The organism is Pseudomonas sp. 3-2, from assembly GCF_019710535.1.
Classification (GTDB): domain Bacteria; phylum Pseudomonadota; class Gammaproteobacteria; order Pseudomonadales; family Pseudomonadaceae; genus Aquipseudomonas; species Aquipseudomonas pharyngis.
Map to the genome: position 1 here is coordinate 499,996 of NZ_CP081200.1, position 20,747 is coordinate 520,742.

The following is a 20,747-nucleotide window of genomic DNA, read 5'->3' on the forward strand; positions in this document are numbered from 1 at the left end:
GTACGTAATGAGCGCAAGCAATCCAACCCTGATCACGTTCGTGATCTACATCGCAGCAATGGTGCTGATCGGCTTCATGGCCTATCGCTCCACCAACAACCTTTCTGACTACATTCTGGGTGGCCGCAGCCTGGGCAGCGTGGTGACGGCATTGTCCGCCGGCGCTTCCGACATGAGCGGCTGGTTGCTGATGGGCCTGCCGGGCGCCATCTACATGTCCGGCCTGTCCGAAAGCTGGATCGCCATCGGCCTGATCGTCGGTGCCTACCTGAACTGGCTGTTCGTCGCCGGCCGTCTGCGTGTTCAAACCGAGCACAACGGCGATGCGCTGACTCTGCCGGACTACTTCTCCAGCCGTTTCGAAGACAAAAGCGGTCTGCTGCGCATCATTTCGGCGGTGGTGATTCTGGTGTTCTTCACCATTTATTGCGCTTCCGGCATCGTGGCCGGTGCCCGCCTGTTCGAAAGCACCTTCGGCATGTCCTACGAGACCGCGCTGTGGGCCGGTGCTGCGGCGACGATTGCCTACACCTTCGTCGGCGGTTTCCTCGCGGTGAGCTGGACTGACACCGTACAAGCCACCCTGATGATCTTCGCCCTGCTGCTGACGCCGATCATCGTGCTGCTGGCTACCGGCGGCGTCGACACCACGTTCCTGGCCATCGAAGCACAGGACCCGAGCAACTTCGACATGCTCAAAGGCACCACTTTCATCGGCATCATCTCGCTGATGGGTTGGGGTCTGGGCTACTTCGGCCAGCCGCACATCCTGGCGCGCTTCATGGCTGCTGATTCGGTGAAATCGATCGCCAACGCCCGTCGCATCTCCATGACCTGGATGATCCTGTGCCTGGGCGGCACCGTGGCCGTGGGCTTCTTCGGTATCGCCTACTTCTCGGCGCACCCGGAAGTCGCGGGTCCAGTGACCGAGAACCACGAGCGTGTGTTCATCGAACTGGCGAAGCTGCTGTTCAACCCGTGGATCGCCGGTGTGCTGCTGTCGGCCATTCTGGCTGCCGTGATGAGCACCCTGAGCTGCCAGTTGCTGGTGTGCTCGAGCGCCCTGACCGAAGACTTCTACAAGGCTTTCCTGCGTAAATCCGCTTCGCAAGTCGAGCTGGTATGGGTCGGTCGCGCCATGGTGCTGCTGGTTGCACTGATCGCCATCGCGATGGCCGCCAACCCGGACAACCGCGTGCTGGGCCTGGTGTCCTACGCCTGGGCCGGTTTCGGTGCAGCGTTCGGTCCTGTGGTGCTGATCTCGGTGATCTGGAAGAAAATGACCCGTGACGGCGCTCTGGCCGGCATCCTGGTCGGCGCGATCACCGTGATCGTGTGGAAGCACTTCGAGCTGCTGGGTCTGTACGAAATCATCCCGGGCTTCATCTTCGCCAGCCTGGCGATCTACCTGGTCAGCCTGATGGGCCAGCCGAGCGCCGGTATGGTTCAGCGCTTTGAAGCGGCCGAGAAGGACTTCCATCTGAACAAGTGATGGGAATGAGCTGAGGCTCACAAGAAAACGGCCCGCGTCCTACAGGAAGCGGGCCGTTTTTTATTGCCTGCGATTTATCGGATTCACCCGAGCAACCTGTGGGAGCGAGCAGGCTCGCTCCCACAGGGTTTGGTGATATTTCTGAAAGAAATGTCTGTAGTCGAATGCGCCAATTCTTGAAGGGGAGATCGAAGTTTCAAGTAGGGAAAATCTGATTTTTCAGTCACCCAACCTGCACCCCTTGCCCCTCATGCAGAATCGCCCGCCCTCATTCTGCAGAGAGACATCGGATGTTCGCGCCTGCCAATCAACCGCGTTTCACGTTGACCGTCGAAGGCGCCCAGTTTGACCTCAAAGTCCTTGAGTTCACGGGCAAGGAAGCCATCAGCCAACCCTTCCGTTTTGACCTGGAGCTGGTCAGTGAGCGGCCGGACCTGGATCTGGAAAGTCTGCTGCACTGTCAGGCGTTTCTGAGTTTTGATGAAGACGGTTCCGGTATTCACGGTCAGATCTATCGGGTCGGGCAGGGGGATTCCGGCAAGCGTCTGACCCGCTATCACGTCAGTCTTGTTCCGCGTCTGGCCTATCTGGGTCACCGGATCAATCAGCGAATTTTCCAGCATCAGAGCGTGCCGCAGATCGTGACGCAGATCCTCAAGGATCACGCGATCCTGCGCGATGCCTTTGAGTTTCGCCTCGGCAGTGATTACCCGGCGCGTGAATATTGCGTGCAGTACGCCGAGAGCGATCTGGCGTTCATCCAGCGGCTGTGTGCCGAAGTCGGCATTCATTTCCATTTTCAGCACAGCCCGAACGGGCATCTGCTGGTGTTCGGCGATGACCAAACGGTGTTCCCACGTTTGGCTGAGCCGACGCTGTACCTGCCGGGCAGCGGCATGGCTGCATCGGCACCGGCGATCAAGCGTTTCACCGTACGCGTTGAAACCCGCACCAGCGTGGTCACCCGGCGTGATTACGACTTCAGCAAACCCCGGTTGGCGCTGCAAAGTCGCGCCGAAAGCGAGCAGCGCCCGGTGCTGGAGGATTACCACTTTCCCGGCCAGTTCACCGAGCGCGAAACCGGCAAGCAACTGGCCCAGCGCACCCTTGAGCGGCATGTCGCCGACTATCGTCAGGCCGAGGGCCGCAGCGATCAATCCGCTCTCGTCAGTGGACATTTCCTGCAACTGACCGAGCATCCGCGCCAGGATCTGAATGACCTCTGGCTGCTGACCGCGATCGAGCACCGTGGCCGACAGCCGCAAGTGCTGGAGGAATCAGTCACCAGCGAGGGTGACGAATTCCAGGGTTACCGTAATACCTTTCTCGCCACGCCGTGGGACGTGTTCTTCCGCCCGCGGATGGGCCCGGAAAAACCACGGATGCTCGGCTATCAACCCGCCGTGGTCACCGGCCCGCAAGACAGTGAAATCCATTGCGACGAGTACGGCCGGGTCAAGGTGCAACTGGCCTGGGATCGCGACGGCGAACTCAACGAGCATTCCAGCTGCTGGCTGCGGGTCGCCAGCGGCTGGGCCCATGACCGTTATGGCAGCGTGCTGATACCGCGGGTCGGCATGGAAGTGCTGGTGGGGTTCATCGATTCCGACGCCGACAAACCGCTGGTCATGGGTTGCCTGCCGAACGCAGCGACGCCGGTGCCGCTGGATCTGCCGGCCGACAAGACCCGCAGTATTTTCCGCAGCCAGAGTAGTCCCGGCGGCGGGGGCTACAACGAATTACGCATCGAGGATCGCAAAGGCGCCGAGGAAATCTACCTGCGGGCCCAGCGAAACTGGACCCAGCACGTATTGAACGATCAGCAGGTGCAAGTGGATAACCAGCGCAGCGTTGTCGTCACCGGTCTCGCCAAACACGAGCTGAAAGCCGATGAGCAGCGCATCACCCACGGCCAGCGCCAGACCGAGGTGAGGCAGGACGACCATCTCACGGTGACCGGCGACCGGCACATCCGTGTGAGCAATCAGGCGATCAACGCCAGTGCTCAATTCCACGTCAGCGCCGGCCAGCAAGTGGTGATCGACGGCGGGGCGAGCGCGACGATTCAGGCGGGCGGGCAGTGGATCAACATCGGCCCCGGCGGGATCTTCAGCAGCGTGCCGATCGTTGTGGGTGGTGCGCCGATGGCGGCGATGAGTGCGGCGCCGACGGTGCCGGGGTTGCCGGAAAAACTGGCGGCAGCCCCGGCTGCGATTCTGACTGCTGCGCAAATCATGAGCCTGAAAGGTGATGCGCCCTTCTGTGAAGAATGCGAGCGCTGCAAGGACGGTGTCTGTGCAGCCTGATCAATGGTTGAAGGATCAGCCGCTGAAACCCTCGGAGCAGTTGTTCGCGGTTTTCAGCAGCTCGAGTGCGGTAGAACCGCTGAAATCCTGGCCGCTGAAAGCGCAGATGCCGAAACCAGTCTGGGCGGAAACGATCTATGCCGAGTGGGATGCGGTGATGCCCTACGTGGGAATCGTCGACGCGGGCAGTGAGTTTCTGGATTGGGTGGCGACCACGGAGTCTCGCGACTGGGGTTGGCTGGCGGTTTCTTCGGCGGGGCTTGAGGTGGTGGTCGAGCACTTTCGCAGTTTGACTCATGTGCTGATGCCGGACGGGAAAGCGGTGTTCTTCCGGTTCTGGGATGGGCGGTTTTTGTTGCCGATCCTTGAGTCGTCCGAGGTGGATGCCGGGCAATTGCTGCCGGTTCTCACGCGAGGCTTTATCAACGGTCAGGCCGTCGAAATCGGGGGCAGGGCGCAGGTCTCGGGTCGGGAGTTTCCTTGGTGGCAGGTGCCGGAAAAGCTGCTGGCGCAGTTCGGCGATGATGCCCGGATCAACAACGTCTTGCAGTGGTTGAGCGAGGAGCAGCCGGCGTTGTTCGAGGCGTTTCCCGCCGATGTCTTGCGCTGCAAGGTTGTCAGGTTTTTTGCGGTTTCAGCGTCGGACGAATCGTCGGTTTTGGCGTTGCTGGACTACTTGCGGGACGAATCAGAGTGAAATTTCCGGGCAAAGGCTTCGGACGTTTCCTGCGAGTTGCGGCGGTTTGCGTGAACTGGTGGGCGCGGTGCTGCGGGGATAGTCTTTGGCTGTCTCCGCAAGTGTGGAGACAGGGCGTAGGAGCCCTGATTTCAGAGCAGTGCATAAGCGTCGTTGCCCGATTTGCGGCAGTCTTCGCTCGACCGTAAGATCCTTTGCGGCGGTTATGCGCGGGCACGCTTCGGCGTGGCTGAGTGCTCTGGTCTCAGTCCTCCTACCCCGCGCATGGCTGCCACCCAATCCGTAGGAGGAAACGGTGGACGTTCACTTCACTACCAGAGGTTAAAAAATGAGCAAGCTTCATCCCGATCCACCCTACGAACCCTTCATCCCCCACCCGAACAACCGTCTCATGGCGCTGACCAGCAACTGCAACGACATGCCCACCCTGTTCATCGACACCCACGCCCCGCTCGATATCCTGATGGACGCCGCCAACTACCGTATCCGCGCGGTGATCCAGGTCCTGGAAAACATGTGCATGCGCGGCTCGGTCGAGTGCGACTCGGTCGTCCTCAGCGACTTCGCCCAACTCTGCGTGATTCCGCTGCGTGACGGCTGTGATGTCTTGGATGTGATTGGCCGCAGGTTGCGTGACCGGCCTTAGATCCCATCCCCTCACCCTAGCCCTCTCCCCGAGGGAGAGGGGACCGACCAAGGTGAATAGGTGACGTACGCCGACCTGCAACTTCGGTGGTGAACTTGGCTTGGCCAAGCCTTAGGTCGCGGTGATTTTTCAGGTCGATGCAAACCGAAAGATCACCTCCGTCAGTCCCCTCTCCCTTTGGGAGAGGGTTAGGGTGAGGGGTTTCTCAAGGATGTACCCGACAGCAAGACCACCCACTCAGCCCCCAACCCCTGACTTGCCGCCCGGTAAAAGGTAAACTTCACGGCCCTCGCAGGAGCAGCCATGAATTATCGTCACGCCTTCCATGCCGGCAATCATGCCGATGTGTTCAAACACCTGACCTTGACCCGCCTCATTGCCCTGATGTCGCGCAAGGAGCAGCCGTTTGCCTATCTCGACAGCCACGCCGGCATCGGTCTGTATGACCTGCAGGGTGATCAGGCGAATCGTACCGGCGAGTATCTGGAAGGCATCGCGCGGTTGTGGGATCAGCCGGATCTGCCGGCGCTGACCGCCGACTACATGAAAGTGCTGCACGAGATGAACCCGGACGGCCAGTTGCGTTATTACCCGGGTTCGCCGGAGCTGGCGCGGCGTCTGACTCGTTCCCAGGATCGTGTGTTGCTCAACGAGAAGCACCCGGAAGACGGCGTACTGCTCAAGGACAACATGAAGGGCGACCGCCGTGTGGCCGTGCATCTGGGCGAGGGCTGGCACGTGGCGCGGGCGCTGCTGCCGGTGACCGAGAAGCGTGCGGTGATGCTGATCGATCCGCCGTTCGAGAAGCTCGACGAGATGCAGCGTTGTGCGGCGTCGCTGAAAGAGGCGATCTCGCGGATGCGCCAGACCGTGGCGGCGATCTGGTATCCGGTGAAGGATCAGCGTGCGCTGCGTCGTTTCTATCAGGATCTGGCCGGCACCGGTGCGCCGAAGTTGCTGCGGGTCGAGCTGCTGGTGCATCCACTGGATACGCCGAACAGCCTGAACGGCTCCGGCCTGGCGATTGCCAATCCGCCGTGGGGGCTGGAGGAAGAATTGCGTGAGCTGCTGCCGTGGCTGTCCAAGAAACTTGGGCAGACCCAGGGCGGATGGCAGCTGGATTGGTTGATCGCCGAGAGCTGATCAACCGTCAATCGCTCCCGCACATAGCGCGGGAGCGATCAGGGTGGGCTCAGTTCCCCGCCAGACTCGGCGGCATGCACACGCCAGTGCCGCCAATCCCGCAATAGCCTTCCGGATTTTTCGCCAGATACTGCTGGTGATAGGCCTCGGCGAAGTAAACGGTCGGCGCCTGTTCAATCTCGGTGCTGATCTCACCCAGACCCGCCTTCGACAATTCCGCCTGATAAACAGCCTTGCTCTTCAACGCCGCCTCCAGTTGCTCCGGATGGGTCGCGTAGATCACCGAACGGTACTGGGTGCCGATGTCATTGCCCTGGCGCATGCCCTGCGTCGGGTTGTGCAATTCCCAGAACATCGCCAGCAGCTCTTCGTAGCTGACCTTGGCCTTGTCGAACACCACCAGCACCACTTCAGCGTGGCCGGTCAGGCCCGAGCAGACTTCTTCGTAGGTCGGGTTCGGCGTGTAACCGCCGGCGTAACCGACCACGGTGCTGACCACGCCTTCGCGCTGCCAGAAGCGGCGCTCGGCACCCCAGAAGCAGCCCAGCCCGAAGATTGCGAAGTCGACGTCCTGAAAGAACGGGCCCAGCAACGGCGTCTCGGTGAAAACAAAGTGTTTTTCAGGCAGGGCCATCGGGGTTTCGCGGCCAGGCAGAGCTTGTTCTTTAGTCGGTAGCACGTTTTTGTTCACCAGAATTTCCGAGCGCAGAACCATGATCGTTCCTCTCAGTCAGGATGGGATGTCTATAAGCTGACCCACAGTGTGCCCAATGATGCCCGGTTAATCACCAGGCAAAATGTGCGGATAGTGTCCTGTGGGTTACAGAGAGAGCGGGCCGCGCGGGTAGCGCTTGAGCGCCTGGATCAGCTCGCCGCCCGGAATCGGCCGGTCGAACAGGTAGCCCTGGCCGACGTCGCAGCGGTGCCGACGCAGAAACGCCAGCTGCTCGGCGGTCTCGATGCCTTCGGCCACGACCTTGAGTTTCAGGTTGTGGGCCATGGCGATCACGGCGGAGGTGATCTCCATGTCGTCCTGATTGTCCGGGATTTCATGGATGAAGCTGCGATCGATCTTGATGATGTCGATCGGGAATTTCTTCAGGTAGCTGAGCGACGAGTAACCGGTGCCGAAGTCGTCCATGGCCAGGGTCAGGCCCAGACGCTTGAGCTGGTCGAGCTGCAAGTGGGTATCTTCAGTGGCTTCCAGCAGCAGGCCTTCGGTCAGTTCCAGCTCCAGGAGATTGGCCGGCAGCGCTTCTTCCTTGAGGATGTTGGCGATGGAGGCCACCAGATCCGGGTCGGAGAACTGCTTGGGCGACAGGTTGATCGCCACCTGCAGATTGCCCATGCCCGCAGCGGTCAGCGCTTTGCTCATGCGGCAGGCCTGGCGGGCGATCCACTTGCCGATCGGAATGATCAGACCGGTTTCTTCGGCGACGCTGATGAACTGGTCCGGGCGGATCATGCCGCGCTCCGGGTGATTCCAGCGCAGCAGTGCTTCCATGCCCAGCAGGCGACCACTGCGCAGGCACAGCTTGGGCTGGTAGAACACGTCCAATTCATTCTGGGTCAGAGCGCGGCGCAGGTTGTTCTCAACGAACAGTTTGTAACTGGCCTCGGCGTTCAGCGCTTCGGTGAACACCTGCACCTGATGTTTGCCGTTGGCCTTGGCCTTGTGCAGAGCGAGGCCGGCGTTGCGCATCAGGGTCTGCGGGTCGCGGCCGTGCAGCGGCGCGCAGGCCAGGCCTACAGAGCCGGTGACGCTGATGAGCTGGTTGTCGACGAACATCGGTTTATCCAGCGTCGCCAGCAATTGGTTGGCGATCTGCTGCCCGGTGGCAAGGTCAGTGTCGTCGAGCAACACCGCGAATTCGTTACTGGCGAACCGCGCCAGACTGCCGCTCGGGCTCAGGCTGTTACGCAGGCGCCGGGCCAGGCTGATCAACAGCTTGTCGCCGGTCTGGTGGCCGAGGCTGTCGTTGATCCGCTTGAAGTTGTCGATGTCCACCAGCAGCAGGCTGATCGGGGTATCGCTATCCCGGGCGAAGCGTTCATCCAGATTGCGGATAAATGCAGGCCGGTTGCCGAGGTTGGTCAGGTTGTCGGTGTACGCCAAGCGCTCGATGCGCTGCTGCGCCAGCTTGGTCTGGGTGATGTCTTCGTAGATGCCGATGTAATGCGTCAGCTCACGGTTGTCGCCGTAGACCTTGGAGATCGACAGTTGGCCCCAGTAGGGTTCGAGGTTCTTGCGGCGGCTCTTGAACTCGCCCTGCCAGCTGTTGCTCTTGGCCAGCGCCGACGGCGCGTCGAACAGCAGCTCGCTTAAGTTTTCCAGGGCTGGCAACTCCGACAGGCGCTGGCCGTGGACTTCCTCGGTGGTGTACTGGGTGATCGCGGTGAAGCTCGGGTTGACGTACTCGACCACGCCGTCGCAGTTGACCAGCAAAAAGGCGTTGGCACTCTGCTCGACCGCACGCTGGAACAGGTGCAGGGCGCTGGTGGCGGTGCGGCGGTTGTGATTATTGATGACCTGCGCGAACTGGTCGGCCAGTTCACCGGCAAAGGCGATTTCGTCGGATTGCCAGGCGCGGGTGACGCCGGTCTGCTCCAGGCACAACACGCCGACCACCTGGCCGTCGACGCGGATGCTGGCGTCGAGCATGGCGTTGACGTCGCGCGGGCGCAGGGCTTCGGCCATTTCCCGGGTACGCGGGTCGCGCATCGCGTTATGCGCGTCGATGGCGCGGCTGCCGTGCAGGGCTTCCATGTAATCGGGGAAGCCGCTGACGTCGATCACCTCCGGCAGGATGTATTCCTGGGTGGCGCGGTGGTACGCCGAAATCGGCACCAGCTTCTGACCTTCGAGGTTCCACAGGCTGGCACAGTCGATTTCGTAGATATCGCAGGCGCAGCGGGTGATCAGCTCGGCAGCTTCCTGGAGGGAGTTCTGGCTGCTGTAGCGCTGGCGGGCCAGCAGCAGGATCAGGTCCTGCTGGGCGCGCACCCGCTCCAGATGCTGCAGTTGTTCCTGCTGGGCACGCTGGTTGAGCTCAAGGGCGATTTGCAGGCGTGAATTCTGGGTTTCAAGGTCGACGGACGGCAGCGAAGGTGCCTCGTCAAACACGTTGTCGACCGCCAGCAGGTAACCGCGCAGCAAGTGGCGGTTGTGCTGTCTGTAGGCTTCACCGAGTTCGAGAATGCTCAGCGCACCGGCGGCGGTGTGCAGGGTGTAGCGCACCAGATAATGCGGGCTGTGACCGAGTTGTTGCTGGATCGCGTCGTGCAGCTGATAACGCGCTTCGGGCTCCATCAGGCTGGCATAGGGCGAGCCGACCAGAGCGCAGAGTTCGACGGCGGGCTGGCCGAACTGGCGTTCACAGTTGGGATCTAGAAACAACATGGCCCAACTGGCTTCATTCAAGCGCTCGAAACGCAGCATGCCGAGCCGCGAGGGCACAGGCAACTGCGTCACTACCTCGGCCACCATACGGCTGGCGGCATCGGGTTGGCTCTTCATGAAGGGAACTCGCTTGGAAATTTGCTGAACGCGCCGGGCTCGCGCCCTCTTTACTGTTGCCTGCGGCAAGGTTGCATCATTGCGGCACTGACTGACAAGAGACATGAAGGCCAAGTGCTATAAGAATATGTCGGCTGCAGTGAACATTTCTCCAGCACCCGCCGGAAACTAATGCTAGCAAGCGTGGAAATGGCCGTTCCAGAGCCCTCCGGCATCCGGAACGGTCGTACCGCTGGATTCATCGCAACGGAATATCGATGGATTGCAGGTGCCTGCCATCCCGATCGTGATAGTTGACCTGCATTCGCCCGGCTTCAACCACCATGTGCGCAAAGTTGTCCTGGCTGACGACCTCGCTGGTCAGTTCGTGCCGGTATTCGCCTGCCTCGGTCTGCGCCAGCGGCTGGTCGAGCGTGAAGGTCGCGGCGGTGGCGTAGGGCAGCAGTTTGCTGTTGCTCAGCGGTGAGGAAACGACCGTGTGCACTTCAAAGTCCGGGTCTTCGCTGTGGCTGAGGCGACTGGTCAGCGAGCCATGCACATCACCGGAAATGAACACGACGTTCCTGATCCGATGCTGGCGGATGATTTCCAGCAGGCGCAGACGCTGTTCGGGGAAGCCCATCCAGGCATCATCGCCGTTCATTTTGCGGTCGGGATAGAACATGACGCTGGTGACTACAAACTTGACCCGCGCCGGGCTATTGATCAACCACTTGCACAGCGCCTGTTCCTGTTCTTCATCGAGGATGCGCCGGTTGTCATTCGACAAGTTGCGGCAAGTTCGACTGTCCGTCACAAACCATTCGATATCGCCATCGCTGAATTGATACCAATAGTGCTTCAGTGTCGTGCGATCAATTGTTCCGCTAGTTGTTGTTGAACAGATCGGGCTATGACTCGCTTGATAAATATCGTAAGTCGCCATTGCGTTGCGATAGAGCGCTTTATCGGACTCATGGGCGTTCATTGGCCAGTTATCTTCTATTTCGTGATCGTCCAGGATCATGTAGGTCGAAGTGCCGGACATCAATCGTCGAATATTAGGCAGGGAAAACGCCGCGCGATACTTTGCAATGAACTCGTCATAGTCGCGATCCGGGGCGAACAGGTTCAAGTCGTCGGCGTAGATCTGATCGCCACACATCATGATTGCGCTGATTGCCGGTTGTGCACCCTCGATCAACTGGCTGATGGACGCGAAGATCCGGTCGCCCAGATGCGGGAGCACCGGGACGCCGGCGGTCATGCGCAGGTAACGGCAGGAGCCGAGGATGTAAGCGCGCGGCTGCAAAGGCTGGCTGCTGCGGGTGCGCAGGCGGTAAATCTCCCGTGGCCATTGCAGCGGCAACTCCGCCACGCTGTGGATGGTGTGGACGGGACTCATCGGGCTGAACCAGCCGGTCTGGTATTCGTATTCGGTGTCCGCCTTCAGATGATCGATTACGAATACTTCCGTCATGTCGCGGGTTGAATCAAGTTTGACAAACTGGGCGGGTTGCCATTGTTTCGAATCCAGTAGCCGGTAACGAATGCCGGCAAATACGGACGCATTATGTTGCAGTCCGCCACGAATGAAAATTCGCGCCTGGTTAGTTGTGGTGTGGCCAATGATCGGGCCGACAGTAGGTTTAAGCATGTTCGAATCCATTCGAATAAGTGTTGGTGATTAATGAAGTTTCCCGGTTTAGTGGTGTAACTTCAGTGCGCCAAGGTTAGTTGCCTGGTGCTGAAAAATATCGATAGGAAGTGGACTTGAGTCGTGGCCTATATCAGCGCAAGTTGTGGGAAAAGTTCGGGCGGCCGTTATTTCAGGCAAAAAAAAGCCCCGCCAAACTGACGGGGTTGAGGTACGAGCGTGTGGCGCTCGAAAACGTGGAACGCAGTCGGCCCTCCGTTGCCGGAGGGCCGAACGCTTTACAGCAGGATGGTGCGGATGTCCGCCAGCAGGTCGCTCAGGCGCTTGGTGAAGCGTGCAGCAGCGGCGCCGTTGATCACACGGTGATCGTAGGACAGCGACAGTGGCAGCATCAGTTTCGGCTGGAAGGCTTTGCCGTCCCAGACTGGCTGGATGGTTGCCTTGGAAACACCGAGGATCGCCACTTCCGGCGCGTTGACGATCGGCGTGAAGCCGGTGCCGCCAATGTGGCCGAGGCTGGAAATGGTGAAGCAGGCGCCTTGCATCTCGTCCGACGAAAGCTTCTTGGTCCGGGCTTTTTCAGCCAGGGAAGCGGCCTCGGCGGCCAGTTGCAGCAGGCTCTTCTGGTCGACGTTCTTGATGACCGGTACCAGCAGGCCATCCGGGGTGTCGACGGCGAAGCCGATGTTCACGTACTTCTTGCGGATGATCGCCTTGCCGCTTGGTGCCAGCGAGCTGTTGAAGTCCGGCAGTTCCTTGAGCAGGTGTGCGCAGGACTTGAGCAGCAGCGGCAGGATGGTCAGCTTGACGCCGGCCTTCTCTGCGACAGCTTTCTGTGCGGTGCGGAACGCTTCCAGCTCGGTGATATCCGCCGAGTCGAATTGCGTGACGTGCGGTACGTTCAGCCAGCTGCGGTGCAGGTTGGCAGCACCTACCTGCATCAGGCGGGTCATCGGCACTTCTTCGATTTCGCCGAAACGGCTGAAGTCGACGACCGGAATCGGCGGGATGCCCGCGCCACCGGTTGCGCCAGCAGCAGCGGCCGGTGCTTCCTTGGCCTTCTGCATCATGGCTTTGACGTAAACCTGCACGTCTTCTTTCAGGATGCGACCGTGCGGACCGCTGGCGCCGACAGCGCTCAGCTCGACGCCGAACTCGCGAGCCAGTTGACGCACGGCAGGGCCGGCGTGAACTTTCGCACCAGGCTTGGCTGGAGCAGCGGCCGGAGCGGCAGCAGCAGGTGCAGCGGCAGCCGGAGCAGCAGCGGCTGGCGCCGGAGCGCTCGGAGCAGCAGCGGCAGCTGGAGCCGCGGCAGCAGCCGGAGCGGCGCCTTTGACTTTCAGCTTGAGGATCAGGTCGCCGGTGCCGACTTCGTCGTCCAGCTTGATGGAAACGCTTTCCACCACGCCAGCGGCAGGCGACGGGATTTCCATGCTCGCCTTGTCGGATTCCAGAGTGATCAGCGACTGATCGGCTTCAACGCTGTCGCCAGCCTTGACCAGCACTTCGATGATCTTGGCTTTGCCGGCCGAGCCGATGTCCGGAACGTGGATGTCCTGAACGCTGTCGGCAACCGGTGCAGCTGGAGCGGCTGCAGGCGCGGGTGCAGCGGCAGCGGCCGGAGCAGCAGCCTGGGCCGGAGCGGCAGCAGCAGGGGCCGCAGCACCCGCCACTTCCAGGTCCAGGATCAGGTCGCCAGTGCCGACTTCGTCGTTCAACTTGACGCTGATGGCCTTGACCACGCCAGCGGCAGGCGACGGGATTTCCATGCTCGCCTTGTCGGATTCCAGGGTGATCAGCGACTGATCAGCCTCGACGGTGTCGCCGACCTTGACCTGGATCTCGATGATCTGGGCCTTGCCCGACGAACCGATGTCCGGCACGTGCACTTGCTGAACCGAAGCGGCAGAAGGCGCAGCGGCTGGTGCAGCCGGTGCAGGAGCGGCAGCCGGTGCAGCTTCGGCCTTGGCGGCAGGCGCAGCAGCCGCAGCAGGGGCCGCTTGCGCGGCGCCCTCGACTTCCAGCTCCAGCAGTTCGTCGCCTTCTTTCAGGCGATCGCCCAGCTTCACTTTCAGGCTCTTGATGACGCCGGCTTTCGGGGCCGGCACTTCCATGCTGGCCTTGTCCGATTCCAGGGTCAGGATGCTCTGGTCGGCTTCGATACGGTCGCCGACCTTCACAAACAGTTCGATTACTTCACCTTCACCGCTGCCGATGTCAGGTACGCGAATGAGTTCGCTCACAGAGTTTCTCCTCAGCAGTCCAGTGGGTTGCGTTTTTCCGGGTCGATGCCGAACTTGGTAATGGCCTCGGCCACGACTTTAGGTTCGATATCACCACGGTCAGCCAGTGCTTCCAGGGCTGCCAACACCACGAAATGACGGTCGACTTCGAAGAAATGACGCAGTTTCTTGCGGCTGTCGCTGCGGCCGAAACCGTCGGTGCCCAGGACTTTGAATTCCTTGGACGGTACCCACTGACGGATCTGCTCGGCGAACAGCTTCATGTAGTCGGTCGATGCGATGACCGGACCCTTACGGCCGCTCAGGCATTCTTCGACGTAGCTCTGTTTAGGCTTCTGGCCAGGTTTCAGACGGTTGCTGCGCTCTACGGCCAGGCCGTCGCGACGCAGTTCGTTGAAGCTGGTGACGCTCCACACATCGGCGCCGATGTTGAACTCTTCACGCAGGATCTTCGCCGCTTCACGGACTTCACGCAGGATGGTGCCGGAGCCCATCAGCTGTACGTGGTGCGCCGCATCGCGGGTGTCTTCTTCGAGCAGGTACATGCCTTTCTTGATGCCTTCTTCGGCACCGGCCGGCATGGCTGGCTGCTGGTAGGACTCGTTCATCACGGTGATGTAATAGAAGATGTCCTGTTGCTCTTCGGTCATCTTCTTCATGCCGTCCTGAATGATCACCGCCAGCTCGTAGCCGTAGGTCGGATCGTAGGTGCGGCAGTTCGGGATGGTGGCGGCCAGCAGGTGGCTGTGACCGTCTTCGTGCTGCAGGCCTTCACCGTTCAGGGTGGTACGGCCGGCGGTGCCGCCGATCAGGAAGCCACGGGTACGGCTGTCGCCAGCGGCCCATGCCAGATCGCCGATACGCTGGAAGCCGAACATCGAGTAGAAGATGTAGAACGGCAGCATTGGCTGGTTGTGGCTGGAGTACGAAGTACCGGCGGCGATGAAGGAGCTCATGGCGCCTGCTTCGTTGATGCCTTCTTCAAGGATCTGACCTTTCTGGTCTTCCTTGTAGAACATCACCTGGTCTTTATCGACTGGCTCGTAGAGCTGGCCGACGGACGAGTAGATGCCCAACTGACGGAACATGCCTTCCATACCGAAGGTACGGGCTTCGTCCGGGATGATCGGAACGATGCGCGGGCCGATTTCCTTGTCCTTGACCAGTTGCGCGAGGATCCGCACGAACGCCATGGTGGTGGAAATTTCACGGTCGCCGGAACCGTCGAGGATCGCCTTGAGGGTGTCCAGATCCGGAGTCGGCACGCTGAAGCTCTGGGCGCGACGCTGAGGCACGAAACCGCCCAGTGCGGCGCGACGCTCGGCCAGGTAACGGGCTTCGGCGCTGTTTGGCTCCGGCTTGAAGAACGGCAGGTTTTCCAGCTCTTCGTCTTTCACCGGGATGTCGAAGCGGTCGCGGAACAGCTTCAGGCTGTCGACGTCGACTTTCTTGGTGTTGTGCGCGGTGTTCTTCGCTTCGCCCGCACCGGTGCCGTAACCCTTGATGGTCTTGGCCAGGATGACGGTCGGTTGTTCTTTGTGGTTGACCGCTTCGTGGTACGCCGCGTAGACCTTGTATGGGTCGTGGCCGCCACGGTTGAGTTTCCAGATCTCGTCGTCGGACAGGTCTGCAACCATCGCCTTGAGTTCAGGCGTGTTGAAGAAGTGTTCGCGAACGAACGCGCCGTCTTTGGCTTTGTAGTTCTGGTACTCGCCGTCGATGACTTCATCCATGCGACGTTGCAGGATGCCGTCGACGTCTTTGGCCAGCAGCGGATCCCAGAAACGGCCCCAGATGACTTTGGTCACGTTCCACTGAGCACCGCGGAACACGCCTTCGAGTTCCTGGATGATCTTGCCGTTGCCGCGAACCGGGCCGTCGAGGCGCTGCAGGTTGCAGTTGATGACGAAGATCAGGTTGTCCAGCTTCTCGCGGCCGGCCAGGGAGATCGCGCCCAGGGATTCCGGCTCGTCGCACTCGCCGTCGCCCAGGAAGCACCAGACTTTCTGTTTGCCCGGCTGGATGAAGCCGCGGTGTTCCAGGTATTTCATGAAGCGAGCCTGGTAGATCGCCTGGATCGGGCCCAGACCCATGGATACGGTCGGGAACTGCCAGAAGTCAGGCATCAGCCAAGGGTGCGGATAGGACGACAGGCCCTGACCGTCGACTTCCTGGCGGAAGTTGTTCATCTGGTCTTCGGTAATGCGGCCTTCCATGAATGCGCGGGCGTAGACGCCTGGCGAGGTGTGGCCCTGGAAGTAGATCAGGTCGCCGCCGTGTTCGTCGGTCGGGGCCTGGAAGAAGTAGTTGAAGCCGATGTCGTACAGGGTCGCACTGGAAGCGAAGCTGGAGATGTGACCACCCAGGTCAGAATCTTTCAGGTTCGTACGCATTACCATGGCCATCGCGTTCCAGCGTACCAGCGAGCGAATGCGGCGTTCCATGAACAGGTCGCCAGGCATGCGTGCTTCGTGGGTAACGGGGATCGTGTTGCGGTAAGGCGTGGTGATGGCGTAAGGGAGCTGCGAACCGCTGCGGGTTGCCAGTTCACCCATACGGGTCATCAGATAGTGAGCACGGTCTTCGCCTTCTTTGTCGAGAACCGATTCCAGGGCGTCCAGCCATTCCTGGGTTTCGACGGGATCGAGGTCTTGCATGGCTTGCTCCAGGGCGGAAAGGCTTCCAGAATCGGTTGCCTGAGTTTGCGACTGGCCTTGTGGGCAGACGATTTAAAATTCTTGGATTGCCGACAGGTTGTTCCGGCGGCGTGTAGTTTTACTACAAATCATCCGGCATTTCAGCCTCTCGAATGTATAGACGAGTAGTAAAACTACAGATGAAAGGCTTGTGGCCTCCAGCTGCGTTGTGAGAATAATCGTTAAGGTTGGTCTTTAGCCATCCGAAAAAGGTGAAAGTTTGATGCTGGCTGCCAAAGAAAAAGAAATTTCAGCTATTTCTCACTTTTGTTCGACAGTCCTTCGCGTAGCGGTTTTTCATTCATCACTACAAGCGGCCATTTACACGCCGATCAAGGATAGACCATGACCCTGCCCGCGCTTGCCGAACTGCCCGCCATTCTCCTGCCGTTGGTCAGCCGATCGGAGCAGTCGTTCCGTGCGGCCGCCGCGCAACTGGAAGACGATCACGGCTTCTCTTCCTGGACGCCGGAACGCTGGGCGCAGTTCGCCCGCGTCAGCGCCGCCAGCGATTTCGTCATTGAACAGAGCGTTCGTGACCCTTTGATGTTGTTGTCGCTGGTGCAGTCAGGCGAACTCGACCGGGCATTCGCTCCCGGTGAGTTGTGCGGGCAGATGGCGGCTGCGGTCGGTACCGCGCAGACCGAAGACGAATTGGGCCGCGTCCTGCGCCGTCAGCGCACCCGGCATCAGGTGCGGATCATCTGGCGCGACCTCAACCGCCAGGCCGATCTGGTGCAGACCTGCCGCGATCTCTCGGACATGGCCGACGCCAGCATCGACCAGGCTTATCAATGGTTGTACCGCCGCCATTGCGAGCAGTTCGGCACGCCGACCGGCCGGCGCAGCGGCGAACCACAGCAAATGGTCATCCTCGGCATGGGCAAGCTCGGCGCGGTCGAGCTCAACCTGTCCTCGGACATCGACCTGATCTTCGCCTACCCCGAGGGCGGCGAAACCGTCGGCGTGAAACGCCCGCTGGATAACCAGGAATTTTTCATCCGCCTCGGCCAGCGCCTGATCAAGGCCCTCGACCCGATCACCGTCGACGGTTTCGTGTTTCGCGTCGACATGCGCCTGCGCCCGTACGGCTCGTCCGGTGCGCTGGTGCTGAGCTTCAATGCGCTGGAGCAGTATTACCAGGATCAGGGCCGCGACTGGGAACGCTACGCGATGATCAAGTCGCGGGTGGTGGCTGGCGATCAGGTGGCGGGCGAGCAATTGCAGGAAATGCTGCGGCCGTTCGTTTACCGGCGCTATCTGGACTTCTCGGCGATCGAAGCGCTGCGCACCATGAAGCAGCTGATCCAGCAGGAGGTGCGGCGCAAGGGCATGGCCGACAACATCAAGCTGGGCTCCGGTGGTATCCGTGAAGTCGAGTTCATCGCCCAGGCTTTTCAATTGATTCACGGTGGTCGCGACCTGAGTCTGCAACAGCGCCCTCTATTAAAGGTGTTGAGTACGCTCGAAGGGCAGGGCTATCTGCCGCCGGCGGTGATCAGCGAGCTGCGCGAAGGTTACGAATTCCTGCGTTACACCGAACACGCGATCCAGGCGATTGCCGACCGCCAGACCCAGATGCTCCCGGACAGCGCTCAGGATCAGGCGCGAATCGCGTTCATGCTCGGTTTTGCCGACTGGGAGGCGTTCCACGAGAAGCTGATGTTCTGGCGCGGCCGCGTGGCCTGGCACTTCGCGCAAGTGATCGCCGATCCGGATGAGGACGAAGGCGTCGAGAGTGAAGTGGTGGTCGGCGGTGAATGGCTGCCGCTGTGGGAAGAGGCTCAGGACGAAGAGGCGGCCTGTCGCCAGTTGGAGGAGGGCGGTTTCGCTGACGCGACCAAGGCCTTGAAGGCATTGGCGAGCCTGCGCGCCAGCCCGCAGTTGCGAGCGATGCAGCGTCTGGGGCGCGAACGTCTCGATGCCTTTATTCCGCGCCTGCTCGCCCAGGCGGTGGAGCATGAAAATCCCGATCTGGTGCTGGAGCGGGTTCTGCCGTTGGTCGAAGCGGTGGCCCGGCGTTCGGCTTATCTGGTGCTGCTGACCGAAAACCCCGGCGCGCTGCGGCGTTTGCTGACGTTGTGCGCCGCCAGCCCGTGGATCGCCGAGCAGATCACCCGTTTCCCGCTGCTGCTTGATGAATTGCTCAACGAAGGCCGGCTGTTCAAGCCGCCGCTGGCGCCGGAGCTGGCCGCCGAGTTGCGCGAGCGCCTGACCCGGATCCCGGAAGACGACCTCGAACAACAGATGGAAGCCCTGCGCCATTTCAAACTGGCGCACCGCTTGCGCGTCGCTGCCTCGGAAATCGCCGGCAGCCTGCCGTTGATGAAAGTCAGCGATTACCTGACCTGGCTGGCCGAAGCGATTCTGGAACAAGTGCTGGCCCTGGCCTGGCGTCAGACCGTGGCCAAGTACGGCACGCCGCTGCGCACCGATGGCACGCTGTGCGATCCCGGCTTCATCATTGTCGGTTATGGGAAAGTCGGCGGGATCGAGTTGGGGCATGGTTCGGATCTGGATCTGGTGTTCATCCACGATGGCGATCAGCAGGCCGAAACCGATGGCCCGAAACCGATCGATGGCACGCAGTTTTTCACCCGGCTCGGCCAGCGGATCATTCACTTGCTGACGGCGCAGACCAACTCCGGCCAGCTTTACGAAGTGGACATGCGCCTGCGTCCGTCCGGGGCGTCCGGGCTGCTGGTCAGTTCGCTCGGCGCGTTTGCGCGCTATCAGGAAAATGAAGCCTGGACCTGGGAACATCAGGCCCTGGTGCGGGCGCGGGTGCTGGTGGGCAGCCAGGATGTCGGCCAGGCCTTCGAGAGCGTGCGGGCCCAGGTGCTGGGCAAGGCGCGGGATCTGGCGAAACTGCAACAGGAAGTGAGCGAGATGCGCGCCAAGATGCGCGACAACCTCGGCAGCAAGAGCACCGCCGCCGGCACCGGGGCGAATGCCTTCGAGGCCACGGCGCCGTTCGACCTCAAGCAGGACGCCGGAGGTATCGTCGATATTGAATTTATGGTGCAATACGCGGCCCTGGCGTGGTCGCAGACCCACCCGCCGTTGCTGCGCTGGACGGACAATATCCGCATTCTGGAAGAGCTGGAGCACGAAGGGCTGATGCCGGCCGAAGACGCCAGCCTGTTGCGCGAGGCCTACAAGGCCTATCGTTCCGCCGCCCACCGGCAGGCCTTGCAGAAGGACGCCGGGGTGATACCGGGCGATCAGTTCGCGGACGAACGGCGGCAGGTGATGCGGATCTGGCGTGAGCTGGGGCTAAGCTGATTCTCGAGACGGGGAGGCGTGAAGCCTCCCCGGTTCGTTTATGGAAACCACATGAATATTCTGATCGTTGGGCCCAGTTGGGTCGGTGACATGGTGATGGCGCAGACACTGTTTCAGTGTCTCAAGCAGCGCCACCCGCAGTGCGAAATCGACGTGCTGGCCCCGGAGTGGAGCCGGCCGATCCTCGAACGCATGCCCGAAGTGCGCAAGGCCTTGAGCTTCCCGCTCGGCCACGGCGCGCTGGAGCTGGCGACCCGTCGGCGGATCGGCAAATCCCTGGCCGGCCAGTACGACCAGGCGATCCTGCTGCCGAACTCGTTGAAGTCGGCGCTGGTGCCGTTCTTCGCCGGCATCCCGAAACGCACCGGCTGGCGCGGCGAATTCCGCTACGGCCTGCTCAATGACGTGCGCACGCTGGATAAAGAGCGTTATCCGCTGATGATCGAGCGTTTCATGGCGCTGGCTTACGAGCCGAACGCCGAGCTGCCAAAACCTTATCCGCGCCCGAGCCTGCAGATCGATCCGGTGACCCGCGAGGCTGCATTGGCGAAGTTCGGCTTGACCCTCGATCGTCCGGTATTGGTGCTGTGCCCCGGCGCCGAATTCGGTGAAGCCAAACGCTGGCCGTCCGAGCATTACGCCAAGGTCGCCGAGGCGCGCATCCGTGAAGGCTGGCAGGTCTGGCTGTTCGGTTCGAAGAACGATCACGCGGTGGGCGAAGACATTCGCGCGCGGCTGATTCCGGGCCTGCGCGAAGAGTCCGTGAACCTCAGCGGCGGCACCTCGCTGGCCGAGGCCATCGACCTGATGTCCTGCGCCGACTCGGTGGTCTCCAACGATTCCGGTCTGATGCACGTGGCCGCCGCGCTCAATCGCCCGTTGGTGGCGGTCTACGGGTCGACCTCGCCGGGTTTCACTCCGCCGTTGGCCGAGCATGTGGAAATCGTCCGCCTGGGTCTCGATTGCAGCCCTTGCTTTGATCGCACCTGCCGTTTCGGCCATTACAACTGCCTGCGCCAGCTGATGCCGGACGCGGTCAACGATGCCTTGCAGCGTTTGCAGGGCTCTGTGGTCGAGGTTCATTAA

Annotated in this window: 13 protein-coding genes; 8 read left to right on the plus strand and 5 right to left on the minus strand. The window is 61.1% G+C overall.

Annotated features, from left to right (window positions below):
* The first annotated feature begins 7 nt into the window (after positions 1-7).
* The 5 genes from putP to K3819_RS02260 all read left to right on the plus strand — a co-directional run bounded on the left by putP (position 8) and on the right by K3819_RS02260 (position 6,284).
* Positions 8-1,492 carry a sodium/proline symporter PutP gene (putP, locus tag K3819_RS02240; RefSeq protein ID WP_064592974.1) on the plus strand — a complete coding sequence of 495 codons (1,485 nt, stop codon included), beginning with the start codon at positions 8-10 and terminating at the stop codon, positions 1,490-1,492.
* A 290-nt stretch (positions 1,493-1,782) separates the two neighbouring features.
* A complete protein-coding gene (locus K3819_RS02245) occupies positions 1,783-3,798 on the plus strand; it encodes a type VI secretion system tip protein VgrG (RefSeq protein ID WP_221398552.1) in 2,016 nt (671 codons plus the stop codon).
* Entirely contained in the window at positions 3,743-4,495 is a 753-nt protein-coding gene (locus tag K3819_RS02250) for a DUF4123 domain-containing protein (protein ID WP_221399653.1), read from the plus strand. The genes K3819_RS02245 and K3819_RS02250 overlap by 56 nt, the downstream gene beginning before the upstream one ends.
* Positions 4,496-4,823: 328 nt before the next feature.
* Positions 4,824-5,141, plus strand: coding sequence for a hypothetical protein (locus tag K3819_RS02255; RefSeq protein ID WP_221398553.1), 318 nt, complete (start codon positions 4,824-4,826; stop codon positions 5,139-5,141).
* Between the two features lie 303 nt (positions 5,142-5,444).
* The gene (locus K3819_RS02260; protein ID WP_221398554.1) at positions 5,445-6,284 is read left to right on the plus strand and encodes a 23S rRNA (adenine(2030)-N(6))-methyltransferase RlmJ; all 840 of its coding nucleotides are present in this window, start codon (positions 5,445-5,447) and stop codon (positions 6,282-6,284) included.
* A 49-nt stretch (positions 6,285-6,333) separates the two neighbouring features.
* Here the strand turns inward: K3819_RS02260 and msrA are convergent, their stop codons facing one another.
* From msrA to aceE, 5 genes are all read right to left on the minus strand, one after another.
* Entirely contained in the window at positions 6,334-6,999 is a 666-nt protein-coding gene (msrA, locus tag K3819_RS02265) for a peptide-methionine (S)-S-oxide reductase MsrA (protein WP_074689601.1), read from the minus strand.
* A gap of 105 nt (positions 7,000-7,104) precedes the next feature.
* Positions 7,105-9,801 (minus strand): bifunctional diguanylate cyclase/phosphodiesterase, encoded by a 2,697-nt coding sequence (locus tag K3819_RS02270; RefSeq protein WP_039766525.1) that lies wholly within the window; start codon positions 9,799-9,801, stop codon positions 7,105-7,107.
* A gap of 238 nt (positions 9,802-10,039) precedes the next feature.
* Positions 10,040-11,437, minus strand: coding sequence for an alkaline phosphatase D family protein (locus K3819_RS02275; RefSeq protein ID WP_221398555.1), 1,398 nt, complete (start codon positions 11,435-11,437; stop codon positions 10,040-10,042).
* Between the two features lie 278 nt (positions 11,438-11,715).
* Entirely contained in the window at positions 11,716-13,680 is a 1,965-nt protein-coding gene (gene aceF / locus K3819_RS02280; protein WP_221398556.1) for a dihydrolipoyllysine-residue acetyltransferase, read from the minus strand.
* A gap of 11 nt (positions 13,681-13,691) precedes the next feature.
* Positions 13,692-16,337, minus strand: a complete 2,646-nt coding sequence (aceE, locus tag K3819_RS02285; RefSeq protein ID WP_064592997.1) for a pyruvate dehydrogenase (acetyl-transferring), homodimeric type — start codon at positions 16,335-16,337, stop codon at positions 13,692-13,694.
* Between the two features lie 262 nt (positions 16,338-16,599).
* Here aceE and K3819_RS29345 point away from each other — a divergent pair, with 262 nt between their 5' ends.
* Genes K3819_RS29345 through waaF form a run of 3 tightly spaced genes read left to right on the plus strand, consistent with a single transcriptional unit; the run spans position 16,600 to position 20,747 of the window.
* Positions 16,600-16,725 (plus strand): hypothetical protein, encoded by a 126-nt coding sequence (locus K3819_RS29345; protein WP_256574488.1) that lies wholly within the window; start codon positions 16,600-16,602, stop codon positions 16,723-16,725.
* The gene (gene glnE / locus K3819_RS02290; protein ID WP_221398557.1) at positions 16,722-19,661 is read left to right on the plus strand and encodes a bifunctional [glutamate--ammonia ligase]-adenylyl-L-tyrosine phosphorylase/[glutamate--ammonia-ligase] adenylyltransferase; all 2,940 of its coding nucleotides are present in this window, start codon (positions 16,722-16,724) and stop codon (positions 19,659-19,661) included. Before K3819_RS29345 ends, glnE begins: the two co-directional genes overlap by 4 nt.
* A gap of 51 nt (positions 19,662-19,712) precedes the next feature.
* Complete coding sequence (gene waaF / locus K3819_RS02295; RefSeq protein ID WP_039766536.1) at positions 19,713-20,747, plus strand: lipopolysaccharide heptosyltransferase II; 1,035 nt, start codon at positions 19,713-19,715, stop codon at positions 20,745-20,747.